Annotated in this window: 13 protein-coding genes; 6 read left to right on the top strand and 7 right to left on the bottom strand. The window is 74.4% G+C overall.

What is annotated here, in order from left to right; translation table 11 throughout:
• Window positions 1–77: 77 nt before the first annotated feature.
• The 5 genes from BLU42_RS08865 to BLU42_RS08885 all read right to left on the bottom strand — a co-directional run bounded on the left by BLU42_RS08865 (window position 78) and on the right by BLU42_RS08885 (window position 4,086).
• Window positions 78–458 carry a hypothetical protein gene (locus tag BLU42_RS08865; protein WP_091074130.1) on the bottom strand — a complete coding sequence of 127 codons (381 nt, stop codon included), beginning with the start codon at window positions 456–458 and terminating at the stop codon, window positions 78–80.
• Window positions 459–600: 142 nt separating this feature from the next.
• Entirely contained in the window at window positions 601–1,422 is an 822-nt protein-coding gene (locus BLU42_RS08870) for an aminoglycoside phosphotransferase family protein (protein ID WP_157719897.1), read from the bottom strand.
• A 20-nt stretch (window positions 1,423–1,442) separates the two neighbouring features.
• Window positions 1,443–2,483 carry a GNAT family N-acetyltransferase gene (locus BLU42_RS08875; RefSeq protein WP_197680682.1) on the bottom strand — a complete coding sequence of 347 codons (1,041 nt, stop codon included), beginning with the start codon at window positions 2,481–2,483 and terminating at the stop codon, window positions 1,443–1,445.
• A gap of 22 nt (window positions 2,484–2,505) precedes the next feature.
• Entirely contained in the window at window positions 2,506–3,534 is a 1,029-nt protein-coding gene (locus tag BLU42_RS08880) for a CPBP family intramembrane glutamic endopeptidase (protein WP_157719898.1), read from the bottom strand.
• A 24-nt stretch (window positions 3,535–3,558) separates the two neighbouring features.
• A complete protein-coding gene (locus BLU42_RS08885) occupies window positions 3,559–4,086 on the bottom strand; it encodes a MarR family winged helix-turn-helix transcriptional regulator (protein ID WP_091074133.1) in 528 nt (175 codons plus the stop codon).
• 66 nt (window positions 4,087–4,152) lie between these two features.
• Here BLU42_RS08885 and BLU42_RS08890 point away from each other — a divergent pair, with 66 nt between their 5' ends.
• The 3 genes from BLU42_RS08890 (at window position 4,153) to BLU42_RS08900 (ending at window position 7,827) form a co-directional block, all read left to right on the top strand.
• Window positions 4,153–5,346: an FAD-dependent monooxygenase gene (locus BLU42_RS08890; protein ID WP_091074134.1), complete on the top strand. Its 1,194-nt coding sequence runs from the start codon at window positions 4,153–4,155 to the stop codon at window positions 5,344–5,346.
• A 99-nt stretch (window positions 5,347–5,445) separates the two neighbouring features.
• Window positions 5,446–6,936 carry an amino acid permease gene (locus BLU42_RS08895; protein WP_091074135.1) on the top strand — a complete coding sequence of 497 codons (1,491 nt, stop codon included), beginning with the start codon at window positions 5,446–5,448 and terminating at the stop codon, window positions 6,934–6,936.
• A 3-nt stretch (window positions 6,937–6,939) separates the two neighbouring features.
• Window positions 6,940–7,827 carry a universal stress protein gene (locus tag BLU42_RS08900; RefSeq protein WP_091074136.1) on the top strand — a complete coding sequence of 296 codons (888 nt, stop codon included), beginning with the start codon at window positions 6,940–6,942 and terminating at the stop codon, window positions 7,825–7,827.
• Between the two features lie 58 nt (window positions 7,828–7,885).
• On the opposite strand, the gene ddaH is transcribed toward BLU42_RS08900, so the two are convergent.
• The gene (gene ddaH, locus BLU42_RS08905; RefSeq protein ID WP_091074137.1) at window positions 7,886–8,668 is read right to left on the bottom strand and encodes a dimethylargininase; all 783 of its coding nucleotides are present in this window, start codon (window positions 8,666–8,668) and stop codon (window positions 7,886–7,888) included.
• 41 nt (window positions 8,669–8,709) lie between these two features.
• On the opposite strand from ddaH, the gene BLU42_RS08910 reads away from it, so the two are divergent.
• From BLU42_RS08910 to BLU42_RS08920, 3 genes are read left to right on the top strand one after another with little or no spacing between them, the layout of a single operon-like run.
• Complete coding sequence (locus tag BLU42_RS08910) at window positions 8,710–9,582, top strand: GNAT family N-acetyltransferase (RefSeq protein ID WP_231918518.1); 873 nt, start codon at window positions 8,710–8,712, stop codon at window positions 9,580–9,582.
• Window positions 9,579–10,718, top strand: a complete 1,140-nt coding sequence (menC, locus tag BLU42_RS08915; RefSeq protein ID WP_197680683.1) for an o-succinylbenzoate synthase — start codon at window positions 9,579–9,581, stop codon at window positions 10,716–10,718. The genes BLU42_RS08910 and menC overlap by 4 nt, the downstream gene beginning before the upstream one ends.
• 2 nt (window positions 10,719–10,720) lie before the next feature.
• The gene (locus tag BLU42_RS08920) at window positions 10,721–11,725 is read left to right on the top strand and encodes a DNA polymerase domain-containing protein (protein WP_091074139.1); all 1,005 of its coding nucleotides are present in this window, start codon (window positions 10,721–10,723) and stop codon (window positions 11,723–11,725) included.
• 25 nt (window positions 11,726–11,750) lie between these two features.
• Here BLU42_RS08920 and BLU42_RS08925 read toward each other — a convergent pair whose 3' ends face one another.
• Window positions 11,751–12,452, bottom strand: coding sequence for a DUF2470 domain-containing protein (locus BLU42_RS08925; RefSeq protein WP_091074140.1), 702 nt, complete (start codon window positions 12,450–12,452; stop codon window positions 11,751–11,753).
• Window positions 12,453–12,489 lie beyond the last annotated feature (37 nt).

Below are 12,489 nucleotides of genomic sequence, written 5' to 3' on the forward strand. Positions count from 1 at the left end.
CTGCACTCGTACGGGTCCCGGCCGACGGCTCCCGGCCGGGCTCCCGATCGTCTGCGCCAACGCCCGTCCGCGGCGACCTATTCCGAACGCCGGGACGCCTGGCCCTCGTCGGGCACGCCGGCGTCCACCACCGACGACGACCCGGCGGCCCGCGCGGTGAAGTCCGTCGTCCGCTCCTGCAGCCGCGTGATCGAGGCCGCGTCGCCGAGCGGCAGCACCACGTGGACGTTGTCGCTGTTGCTCACCCCGGGTGCGTCCATGACCCGGTCGACCAGCTCGCCACGGACCTCGTCGGGGGCGTCGTCGCGGTGGCGCTGGAGCCCGACCTGCGCGGTCCCGTGCGGCTCGGGCGTGGTCGTGACCTCGGCCGTGGCCACGACCTGGCCCTCGTGCCGGGCCTCGATCCGGGTGCGGTCGACCGACGGAGGTCCCTGGGTGCCCTGCTCGTTGGTGTCCACGTGCTCTCCTGCTGGTCGGTGTCGGTGGGGCGGGGAGCGAGGCTGACCGGAGGCGTCGTCGACGACGGACCACCTAGCACGAACACAGTGGCAGTGACGGGGCGCGGTGTCACGTCGCTGTCCAGGATCGCCCAGGCCGACCTCAGCGCTGGACGGCCTTGACCACCGTGGTCGCCCAGGTGACGTCCTCGGCGGGCACCGGACCCGCCACCAGGCGACCGGCGAGCGCGCCGAGCGTCCGGACCACGACCCACGCCCGGGCCCGGTCCTCGTCCAGCCCGGCCGCGTCGACGACGGCGTAGAAGCGCTCGAGCAGGTCGCCGCGCAGGTCCTCGCTGGTGCCGGCCCCGTCCCATGGGGCCAGCGCCGACGCCACCTCGGCGGCGGGGTCGCCGACCACGGGCCGGGGGGCGACGGCCACCCAGCCGCCGGCACCGTCGCCCCGCACGGTGGCCGGGCGCAGGTCGCCGTGGAGCAGCACGGGCGCGGCCTCCTGCGCGTCGACGAGACCCGGCGTCCAGGCCCGGACCTGGTCGAGGAAGCGGCGCGGCACGGCCGCCGCCACCGCCGGGGACGCCAGGTCGGCGAGCCACGCAGGGGCGAGGTCGGCCAACGTGGGCGGCTGCGAAAGGGGCGGCCGGCGCAGCAGCGCCAGCAGCGCGCCGATCGCCGTCCCCGCGTCGTACGGGTCGAGGGCGCGCAGGTCGTCGTCCGGGTCGGTGCGCGAGGTCAGGAGCAGGCTCCGCCGGGGGTCGGCGCGGAGCAGCCGGACGGCGCCCTGCCCGTCCCAGGCGCGGAGGGCGAGGTGCTCGTGCGGGGACCCGTCGGGCGCGTGCTCGAGCAGCGCCGGTGCGCCGTCGTCGGCCAGCACGGGCAGCGCAGGGCGCGGCTCCGGCCGGAACGCGCCGTCGGCACGCAGCCCCCACTCGCGCACCACCTCCGTGAGCAGGCGGGAGGGGTCCACGCGGTCGGGAGCGGGCGGCGTCAAGCGTCGACGCCGGCCTGGAGGTAGCGGTGCCAGGACTCCGTGCGGTGGTCGACGACCCAGCCCATCGAGAGGTAGAGCCCGTCGGCGTTGGTCGAGGAGTCGGCGTCGACCTCGAGCGACACCCGGGGTCGGCCGCGCCGGGCCGCGTCGCCGATGACCGTGTTCAGCAGCGCTTTCGCGACCCCGCGGCCACGGGCCCGCCGGTGCACGCCGATGTAGTCGACGTAGCTGCCGTACGCGCCGCTCGCGTCGGGCGGCGAGACCGAGCTGATGAGCGCACCGCCCGGGCGCCACACGCCCTCCTGCTCGACCTCGGCGACCCACCAGTGGTCCCAGCGGTGCCAGGGATCCTCCTGGAGGCGCACGACGAACTCGGCGAACCCCTCGCGGTAGGAGTTGAAGTGGTCGGCGAAGGACTGCTCGAGCACCAGGTGCACGGTCTGCAGGTCCTCGGCGGTCGGCAGCCCGTTCGCGTGCTCGCGCACCCGCCGGACCCGGACCCCGGGCCGGGGCGCCGGGAGCGCACCGGGCTCCCCCTCCTCGGGCGCGACCGGGCGGACCATCTTGAGCCAGGTGCGGACGCAGGCGTAGCCGGCGGCACCCAGCCACGCGCGCTGGCGCTCGTCGTCGGAGTCCGCCGAGGCGTCGAGCTGGGTCTCGCGGACCCGGCGCAGCGCGGCGACCTCGGCCGCGGCCCGGTCGGCCCAGGCGAACAGGCCCGAGGCGACGGCGTCCTGCTCGCGGGCGTCGGGGGCGACGAGCACGGTCACCTCCGTGCGCCCGGCCGCCCGGTCGTGCACGACCGCCCAGCCCACGAGCCGGCCCGACGGGTCGAGCACCACCCGCTGGCGCCGGGTCCAGCTCGCGGGCCCCACGACCAGCGCGGTCAGCGTCGCCACGTCGACGGGCGTGCTGCTCCCGGCCCGGCGGTTGGCGTCCAGCAGGGCGGTCAGCGCCCCGATGTCCGCGTCCCCGGGGACCCGGGCCGACCAGCCCTCGGGCAGGACGGCGCGTTCACGTTCCTCGACCGGTGCCACCGTCGAAGTCTGTCAGCCCGTGTCAGCGTCCCAGCGGTGCGTACCAGGTGGCGTCGGGCGGGTCGAGCGGCACGGACCCGTACGGCGAGGGCAGCTCGACCGCCCCTGCCGGTGCCGGGGTCCGGCGCTGCACGCCTGCGCGCCGCGCCTGCCACAGGATCAGCGCGACGGCGATCGCGTGCACGACGAGCCCGGGGAAGAAGTCCCAGGGCGAGCCCGTCGTGGCGCCGTCGACGAAGGAGTCGGTGTAGCCGCCGTAGGTGATCGTGACCAGGCCGACGCCGACGTTGTTGACCACGTGCATGGCGATGCCGGCCTCGAGCCCGCCGGTGCGCCAGTTGGCGAGGCAGGCAGCGACGGCGAGCGTGGCGATGCTCAGCAGCACCCACGGATCCGGGCTGCCGTGGGCGAGCCCGAACAGCGCGGCCGACACCACGGTCGTCACCACGAGCCCGGCGACCGGGCGGGCGAAGTACGACCCGAGGTTCTGCACGAGCCAGCCGCGGAAGAGGTACTCCTCCCCCGCCGCCTGGAAGGGCGTGACCACCACCGCCATGACCAGCAGCAGCACCCAGTGCTGCGGGCGCCCGGGCTCCACGGGGTCCAGCACCGAGCCCAGGCCGAGGTAGAGCACCCAGACCGGGGCGGTGACGAGCAGGCAGCGGCCCAGCCAGCGCCACCGCAGCCCGCCGGCGACGGAGGACACCCACCGCGGGCGGACCTTGTGCGCGACCGCGGTCGCGCCCATGGAGACGAGGATCAGCCCGGCCAGCAGCACGTCGCCCTGGTTGGTCGACAGCGGGCTGAACTCCTCGTCCAGCGAACCCACCCACCGGTCGGGCAGCAGCAGGTCGAGGCCCGGGTAGCCGCCGAAGACCACGATCATCAGCGCGACCAGGAGCCCGAGGAGGACGGCGAACGAGAGAATCGGGCGCCACCAGCGCCAGCGGGGTCCGCGCAGCAGCTGGTGGTACGCGACCGGGCGCCCGGGCAGCAGCGTGCGGTCGACGCGGCGCGGGCGAGGTGCGGGGACCACGGGAGCGGGGTGCACGGGCCCAGCCTCCCAGCGCCCGGGTCAGGCCGGGTCGCGGTGGGTCGCGGCGGGGTCGACCCCACCGGCGGCGAGACGTTCGTTGGCGGCCCGGCCGGCCAGGACCATGCGTTCGAGGAACGCGGCGACCAGGCGCAGCTCGTCGGGGTCGGCGGACCGTACGGTCGCCGCGATCTCCGTGCCGGAGAAGGCCATGAACCCGCGGGTCCGCTCCCGCGCGGACGACGTGGGGTGCAGGCTCACGCGGCGCAGGTCGGTCGTGGAGCGCTCCCGCGTGATGTGGCCGCCCTGCTCCAGGCGGCGCAGCAGCACCGACGTCGCGCCCGAGGTCATGCCGATGCGCCGGGCCAGCTGGGCGGGCGACAGCGGCCGGCCCGACTCCGCGCTCCAGGTGATGTGGCCCAGGGCGTTCGCGTCCGAGGTGGGCAGGCCCATCCACGCCGAGACGTGCTGGTTGAGCTCGACGGACGTGTCGGCCCAGTCGCGCAGCCGCTCCATCACCTCCACCTGCTCGTCGCGCCAGCCCGCCGTCAGGAGCTCCTCCACCGCCATGCGCCTGTACCTTTCGTGTGCAGTATCTTCACTGTAAAGGTTTCTCGAGGCGAACAGGAGCACGACATGGCAGCACGGCACGCGGTGGTCTCGGGGGGCAGCATCGCCGGGCTCTCGGTGGCCTGGTGGCTCACGCGCACCGGGTGGCGGGTCACGCTCGTCGAGCGGGCCGCCTCCTTCCGCGACGGCGGGCAGAACGTCGACGTCCGCGGGGTCGCCCACGAGGTGCTGGACCGGATGGGTCTGACGGAGGCCATCGCCGCCCAGAACACCACGGAGACCGGCACCGTGCTGCTGCGCGAGGACGGGAGCGAGCTCGCCGAGCTGCCCTCCGACGGGCCCGACGGCGCCACGGCCGAGCTCGAGGTGCTGCGCGGCGACTTCGCCCGGACGATCTTCGACGCGCTGCCCGACGGCGTCGAGACGGTCTACGACGACGTCGTCGAGGCCGTGGAGGAGCGGCCCGACGGCGTCCTCGTCCGGCTCGCCTCGGGACGGGAGCTGGGCACCGACCTGCTGGTCGTCGCCGAGGGCGTCCGCTCCAGCACCCGGGACCTGCTCTTCGACGACGTGGACGCCCGCGACCTCGGCATCACCATGGCCTTCGGGACCATCCCGCGCACGCCCGACGACGACTCCCGCTGGCGCTGGCTCACCACGGTCCGCGGCCGCCAGGTCCACCTGCGCCCCGACAACCACGGCACGACCCGGGCGATCCTCGCGTACGCCGGCGACGAGGACGTCACGCGCCTCGAGCGGCCGGACCTGATGCGCCGGCTGCGCGGGGTGTACGCCGACGCGGGCTGGCAGGCGCCGCGCGTGCTCGACGGCTTCGAGGGCTCCGACGACCTCTACGTCGACCGCCTCACGCAGGTGCGGATGCCCACCTGGCACCGTGGCCGCGTGGTCCTGGCCGGCGACGCCGGCTGGTGCGTCACCCCGATGGGCGGCGGCGGCGCCTCGCTCGCGCTGACCAGCGGCTACGTCCTCGCCGCGTACCTCTCCTCGCACGCCGAGGACGACGTCGAGGGCGCCCTCGCGGCGTACGAGGAGTGGATGCGCCCGCTCGTCGACGACGTCCAGTCGCTGCCGCCGGGCATCGACAAGCTGGCCTACCCGCGGACCGCGCTGGGGCTCAAGCTCCACGACCTGGTCATCAAGGCCACGACACGGCCGCCGCTGTCGAAGCTCGCCGCGAGGATCACGCAGGTCGCCGGCACGGACCAGGAGCTGCCGGCGCTGCAGGCAACGGTTGCGTGACGCGCCCGGACGGGTCTCGCCAGAACGGCGGGTGAAGGCAACACTACGAAGGCGTGGCCGTCGGGGAGCCGGAGGCCGGCACCTGCCCTCGGAGGTTGGATGAGCACGTCGACCACCCGCCCCACCGGTCTCGCCGCGCAGCTCCTGCGCCGCAAGCCCGTCGGGGAGAGCGCGCACCCGCACGGGCCACAGCTGACGCGCTCGATCGGCACGTTCCAGCTGACGATGTTCGGGGTCGGGGCGACCATCGGCACGGGCATCTTCTTCGTGCTCGGCCAGGCGGTGCCCGAGGCCGGGCCGGCCGTGGTGGTCTCGTTCGTCCTCGCCGGGATCGCGGCCGGGCTCGCGGCGATCTGCTACGCCGAGCTCGCGTCGTCGGTGCCGGTGTCGGGCAGCACGTACTCCTACGCGTACGCCACCCTCGGCGAGGTCGTGGCCATGGGCGTCGCCGCGTGCCTGCTGCTCGAGTACGGGGTGTCGACCGCCGCGGTCGCGGTGGGGTGGTCGGGCTACCTCAACGAGGCCGTGAGCAACGTCTTCGGCGTCTCGCTGCCCGAGTCGCTGCTCTACGCCCCGTTCAACGCCAACCCCGACGGACCGACCGGGATCATCAACCTGCCGGCCGTGGTCCTGGTCGGTCTCTGCATGATGCTGCTGATCCGTGGCGCGAGCGAGTCGGCCAGGCTCAACGCGATCATGGTCGTGATCAAGCTCGCGGTGCTGCTCATGTTCGTGGTCATCGCGTTCACCGCGTTCGACGGCGCCAACTTCACCGACTTCGCCCCGCTCGGCAAGGCGGCGATCGGCACCGCGGCGGGGACGATCTTCTTCTCCTTCATCGGCCTGGACGCGGTGTCCACCGCCGGCGACGAGGTGAAGGACCCGCAGCGCACCATGCCGCGCGCGCTCATCGCCGCGCTGATCATCGTCATCGTCTTCTACGTCCTCGTGGCCGTCGCCGCGCTCGGGACGCAGCCCTGGACCGACTTCGAGGGGCAGCAGGAGGCCGGGCTGGCCAAGATCCTCGAGATCGTCACGGGCGCGAACGTCTGGGGCACGATCCTCGCCCTCGGCGCGGTGATCTCGATCTTCTCGGTCACCCTCGTCACGCTCTACGGCCAGACCCGGATCCTCTTCGCCATGGGCCGCGACGGGATGCTGCCGCCGGTCTTCGCGCGTGTGAGCCCGCGCAGCGGCACGCCGGTGAACAACACGGTCATCGTCGCCGTGATCGTGGCGGTCCTGGCCGCGTTCGTCCCGCTCGACTACCTCATCGACGTCGTCTCGATCGGCACGCTGACCGCGTTCGTGATCGTCTCGCTCGGCGTGATCATCCTGCGTGTCCGCGAGCCCGGGCTGAAGCGCGGCTTCAAGGTCCCCGGCTACCCCGTGACGCCGGTGCTGTCGATCCTGGCCTGCGCGTACATCTTGTCGAGCCTGCACTGGATCACCTGGGTCGTCTTCGCCGGCTGGGTGCTGGTCTTCCTCGCCTTCTACATGGTCTACGGGCGCAAGCACTCGGTCGTAGGCAGGATCCAGCGTGGGGAGCTGACGCCGGACGAGCTGCCCGAGCCCACGAAGGAGCACTGAGGGATGCCTGTCGTCGTCGGCTACACCCCCAGCAAGGGCGGTCGCGGTTCGCTGGACCTGGCCCTGCAGCTCGCCCACGCGCTCGCCGAGGACCTCCTCGTCGTGACCGTCGTCCCGCGCCAGTGGTCGACGCCCTCGATGGCCCGGGTCGACGCCGAGTACGGCGAGTACGCGCGCCAGGTCGGCGAGGAGTCCGAGCGCCAGGCGCGGGACTACCTGTCCGAGACCACGGTGACCGTCGAGACGTCGTACCGGGTCGTCGCCGGTCGCTCGATCGCCAACGCCCTGGTCGGCGCCGTCGAGGAGGTGGGCGCCAGCGTCCTCGTGCTCGGCTCCTCGGCCGACGGCCAGGTCGGCCGGGTCGTCGTCGGGTCGACCGCCGACAAGCTGCTGCACGCCTCCCCCGTGCCCCTGGCGATCAGCCCGCGCGAGTTCCGCTCGACCGCCGCCGACGGCGTCACCAAGGTCACCGCCGCCTTCTCCGACTCCGAGTCCTCGGCACGGGTCGTCGGACGCGTGTGGTCGCTCGCCGAACGGTTCGGGGTCCCGCTGCGCGTCGCCAGCTTCGGCGTGCGCGGCGCCACGATGTACCCGCCCGTCACCGGCATCACCGCCGAGGACTCCGTGCTCGCCTCCTGGTCGGAGCAGGCGCGCTCGGCGCAGCAGCGCCTGGTCAGCACCGGCGTCGTCCCCGACTCCGTCGAGCGCGTGATCGCCACCGGCCCGACCTGGGGCGACACCATGGCCTCGATCCCCTGGGAGCCCGGCGAGGTCCTCGCCCTGGGCTCGTCCTCCATGGGCCCGGTCGCCCGGGTCTTCCTCGGCTCCCGCGCGACCAAGCTCATCCGCCACGCGCCCGTCCCGGTGATCGTGCTGCCGCACGAGGACTGACGCTCGAGCGAACTTCTCGCCCTCTGAGCACCCCAGAGGTACGCAGAGGGCGAGAAGTTCAGCGAACCCGCACCGACAGGCAGGTCACGCACCCCTCGAGGGCCTCGAACTCGCTGATCGGGACCGTCACGACCTCGAGCCCGCGCGAGCGGTAGAGCTCGGCCGTCCGCGGGGCGTCGGCGGACATGATCACGGCACCGCCGCCGAGGTCGACGACGGCCGTGCCGTGCTCTTCGGGGACGGGCAGGAACGACGGGAACGCGCCCGGGTCGTCGACGAGGGGCTCGTAGCCGACGACGGTGCCGTCCGGCAGTGCGGTGACCCCGGACTTGAGGTGCAGGACCTTCGCGACGGGCACGACGACGACGCGCCGGCCGAGGGGCTCGACGTACGCGGTCAGCTGGCGGATGCCCTCGTCGTCGGTCCGACCGCCGCGTCCGACGTAGACGACGTCGCCGACCTTCAGCACGTCGCCGCCGTCGAGGTGCCCGGGTTCGGTGATCCGGACGACCTCGAGGTCGACGCCGTCCGCCGCCAGCCGGCGCAGCGCGGCCTCGGTGCCCGACACCTCTCCGCGGCGCGACTCCGCGCCCGGCGAGGTGAGGACCGCGAGCCGGTCGAACACGACCACGGTGTCCTCGACGAACACCCCGTCGGCGTGCTCGGGGGCCTCCTCGACCTCGACGACGTCCCAACCGCGGGCGGTAAATGCGGCGACGTAGCCCTGCCACTGCTCGCGGGCGAGCGCCGGGTCGACCGGTACGCGGTCGAGGTGGGTGAGCTCTCCCTCGGCGAGCCGGGGCGACGGCGGACGGACGAGGACCAGCGGCGTCGTGGGCACGGGCCCACTCTGGCAGGACGCCCTCTGACAGGATCAGTGCCGTGCAGCACGACGGCCTGGTCGACGCCGCAGGTGCGGCTGCGCGGACGGCGGGCGTGTCCGTCCGTGACCTGCGGGCCGACGAGATGGCCGCGGCCTCGGCCCTCTACGCCGAGGTCTGGGGCCTCGCACCGCGGGAGAGCCCGATGGAGCCCGGGCTGCTGGTCGCGCTGGGGTTCGCCGGCGGCTACGTCAGCGGCGCCTTCGACGCCGACGGGACGCTGGTCGGGTCGTGCGCCGGGCTCCTCGGCGCCACCCCGACCGGTCGCTTGTCGCTGCTGCACTCGCACATCGCCGCCGTCCGCCCCGGGACCGGCCGCGGCGTCGGGACCGCGCTCAAGCTGCACCAGCGCGCGTGGTGCGCCGAGCGCGGCATCGGCACGATCGCCTGGACCTACGACCCGCTCATCGCCCGCAACGCCTGGTTCAACCTCGGCCGCCTCGGCGCCCACGTCGAGGCGTACCTCGTCGACTTCTACGGACCGATGGACGACGGGCTCAACGCGGGCGAGGAGAGCGACCGGCTGCTCGTCCACTGGTCCGTGCCGCCGGAGGACCAGGACGCGCCTCGCGAGCCCGAGCAGCCCCACGCCGCGCTCACCGTCGGCGACGACGGCGGTCCGGTCCTCCACCCGGCCGTCCCCGTGGACGCCGACGCGGTCACGCTGGCCGTCCCGGCCGACGTCGAGGGGCTGCGCAGCAGCGACCGCGCCGTCGCCTCCCGCTGGCGCAGCGCCTTCCGCGACGCGTACGCCGACCTGCACGAGCAGGGCTGGCGGGTGCGGGGCTTCGCCCGCGCGGGCCGTTACGTGCTCGGCCGCACCACCGACGACCCTGGCCACACCGAGGACCACCTGATGGAGAGGAACGCATGAGCCTGCACCTCGAGGAGGTGGTCCTGCACCTCGTGCGGATGCCGCTCGTCTCGCCCTTCACGACGTCCTTCGGCACCGAGACCGAACGTCTCGCGCTCCTCGTCGAGGCCCGCACGACGGTGGCCGGGCGCGAGGTCGTCGGCTGGGGCGAGTGCGTGGCCCAGGAGGAGCCCACCTACTCCGCCGAGTACGTCGCGGGCGCGCAGTCCGTGATGGTCGACCACCTGCTGCCCCGGCTCTTCGCCGCGCAGCGCGAGCGGCCGCTGAGCGCGGAGACGGTCGGCGAGGTCCTGCACCCGGTCGTCGGGCACCCGATGGCCAAGGCCGCGCTGGAGATGGCGCTGCTCGACGCGCAGCTGCGTGCTTCCGGCACCTCCTTCGCCGACTACCTCGGCGTCACCGTCGACCGCGTCCCCTCCGGGGTCTCCGTCGGCATCCAGGACTCGGTCCCCCAGCTGCTCGACGTCGTCGAGGGCTACCTCGACCAGGGCTACCGGCGCATCAAGCTCAAGATCAAGCCGGGCCGCGACGTCGAGGAGACGCGGGCGGTGCGGGAGCGGTTCGGCGACGTCCCGCTGCAGGTCGACGCCAACGCGGCGTACACCCTGGCCGACGCCGCGGTGCTGCGCCGCCTCGACGCCTTCGACCTGCTGCTCGTCGAGCAGCCGCTCGCCGAGGACGACCTCCGCCAGCACGCCCTGCTGGCGCGACAGCTGCGGACGCCGGTCTGCCTCGACGAGTCGGTCGTCTCCGCGGCCCGCGCCGCCGACGCGCTGGCCATGGGCGCGGCGAGCATCGTCAACATCAAGCCCGGCCGCGTCGGCGGCTACCTCGAGGCCCGGCGCATCCACGACCTCTGCCGGGCCTCCGGCGCGGCCGTCTGGTGCGGCGGGATGCTCGAGACCGGCCTCGGCCGCACGGCCAACGCCGCGCTCGCCGGGCTGCCCGGCTTCACCCTGACCGGCGACATCTCGGGCTCCGACCGCTTCTACGCCGAGGACGTCACCGAGCCCGTCCGCATGGTCGAGGGCTGGGTCGCCGTCTCCCGCGAGCCCGGCGTCGGACCCTCGCCCGAGCCCGCCCGGCTCGAGGCCTTCGGCGTCGGGCGGCAGCTCGTCGAGGCGCCGGCGGGCTAGGCGTGCCTCCCGGCGAGATCCTCGTCCGCGTCGGCGGGCGCACCCTCGGCCTGACGAACCTCGACAAGCCGCTCTACCCCGACGGCTTCACCAAGGGCGAGGTGATCGACTACTACGCCCGCATCGCCGAGGTGATGCTGCCGTACGTCCGCGACCGCGGGCTCACCCGGCTGCGCTTCCCGGGCGGCGTCCCCGCGGGGACGGTCGCCCCGGACACCGGCGGCACGACCCCGCTCGCCCCCGGCTCCTTCTACGAGAAGAACGCGCCCGTCGGGACGCCGGACTGGGTGCCCCGCCAGCCGGTGCGGACCAGCGAGGGCGTGATCGACTACGTCGTCGCCGAGGAGCCCGCGACGCTCGTCTGGCTGGCGAACCTCGCCGCGCTCGAGCTGCACGTGCCGCAGTGGACGCTGAGCAGCGGCCGGGTGGGCGAGGACGGCGTCCTCGACCTGCCGGGCGAGGAGGCGTACGACGGCGAGCCCCTGGCCGACCGGCTCGTCGTCGACCTCGACCCGGGCGCCGGGATGGACGTACTCGACTCGGCGCGGGCGGCGGTCCTCGTCGCCGGCGTCCTGGCCGCCGACGGCCTCGTGCCCGTCCCGCAGACCTCGGGCAGCAAGGGCGTCCAGGTGTACGCGGCCCTCGCGCCCTGTCGCGCCCGCGACGCGTGGGCGTACGTCAAGAGCCTGAACGTGCGGATGGCGCGCGAGCGGCCCGACTTCTTCGTCTCGACCGTGTCGGTCCAGGCCCGGCGGGGCCGGATCTACGTCGACCACAACCAGGACCTGCCCGCGCGCAACACCATCGCGCCGTACTCGCTGCGCGGGCGCGCCCTGCCCGCCGTGGCGACGCCGGTGACCTGGGAGGAGCTGGCGGCGGCGACCACGCCCGAGGACCTGCGCTTCTCCCCCGGCGACGTGCTCGCCCGCGTCGAGGAGCACGGCGACCTCGCCGCCGACCTGCTGCTGGAGGACCGACCGCCGCTGCCGCCGCTGCCCGAACCCTGAGACTCCGGCCGGCGACGGGCGCGGCTCAGCCCAGGGTCGGCGCGGACGCCAGGCGGCGCCAGAGCTCGCCGGAGTTGCCCACCGGCGGGTCGAACACCATGGCGACCGTCGTCACGCCGTCGGCCCCGAGGCAGACGAGCCGGGCCCCGCGCGTGGTCAACCGGTCCAGAGTCACCGCGGTCGCCCCGGGCACGCCGTGCGCCTCGGCGAGCCGCAGCAGGTCGTCGGCGTGGTCCTGCTCCAGGTGCGCGGTCAGGGTGCGGCCGCGGGCGAGCAGCCAGTCCGGCTGCACGCGCGTCAGCTCGCGGGGGCTGAGCGCCGTGGGGCCGGCGCCGTCGGAGGAGACCGAGAGCGCGAAGAGCCGCAGCGGGACGACCTGCAGCGCCGCGGGGTCGACCGGTCCCCGGATGCAGGCGCGGTGGTCCTCCAGCGTGCGGAGGAGGCCGGGCTCGTCGGCCGCCGGCCGTGCGCGCCCGGTCGTGCCGCTCGCCAGGACGACGCCGAGGCCCGGGATCGCGACGCGGACGCGCAACGCCGTCCCGGTCGGGAAGAAGCTCTGCGGGTCCGACGGCACGAGGTACGGCTGCGCGCCGGCGGCCAGCAGCCCGACGACGCCGGAGCTCGCGTGCTCCAGCCCGTCGAGGCGCGAGCACAGCGCCTCGTGGCTGGTGGACAGGACGGTCCTGGCCACCACGGCCGCTGCGTCCCGGGTCTCACGTTCGTCCATGCCGCCGCTCCTTAGGCAAGCCTTACCTTTCCGAGAT

It is taken from the genome of Microlunatus sagamiharensis (assembly GCF_900105785.1).
GTDB classification, from domain to species: domain Bacteria; phylum Actinomycetota; class Actinomycetes; order Propionibacteriales; family Propionibacteriaceae; genus Microlunatus; species Microlunatus sagamiharensis.

Excerpts from the sequence above, each read along its gene's own strand:
- BLU42_RS08895 (WP_091074135.1), top strand. The coding sequence starts at position 5,446 with ATGAGCACGTCGACCACCCGCCCCACCGGTCTCGCCGCGCAGCTCCTG.
- BLU42_RS08900 (WP_091074136.1), top strand. The coding sequence starts at position 6,940 with ATGCCTGTCGTCGTCGGCTACACCCCCAGCAAGGGCGGTCGCGGTTCG.
- BLU42_RS08925 (WP_091074140.1), bottom strand. The coding sequence starts at position 12,452 with ATGGACGAACGTGAGACCCGGGACGCAGCGGCCGTGGTGGCCAGGACC.
- menC (WP_197680683.1), top strand. The coding sequence starts at position 9,579 with ATGAGCCTGCACCTCGAGGAGGTGGTCCTGCACCTCGTGCGGATGCCG.
- BLU42_RS08890 (WP_091074134.1), top strand. The coding sequence starts at position 4,153 with ATGGCAGCACGGCACGCGGTGGTCTCGGGGGGCAGCATCGCCGGGCTC.
- BLU42_RS08885 (WP_091074133.1), bottom strand. The coding sequence starts at position 4,086 with ATGGCGGTGGAGGAGCTCCTGACGGCGGGCTGGCGCGACGAGCAGGTG.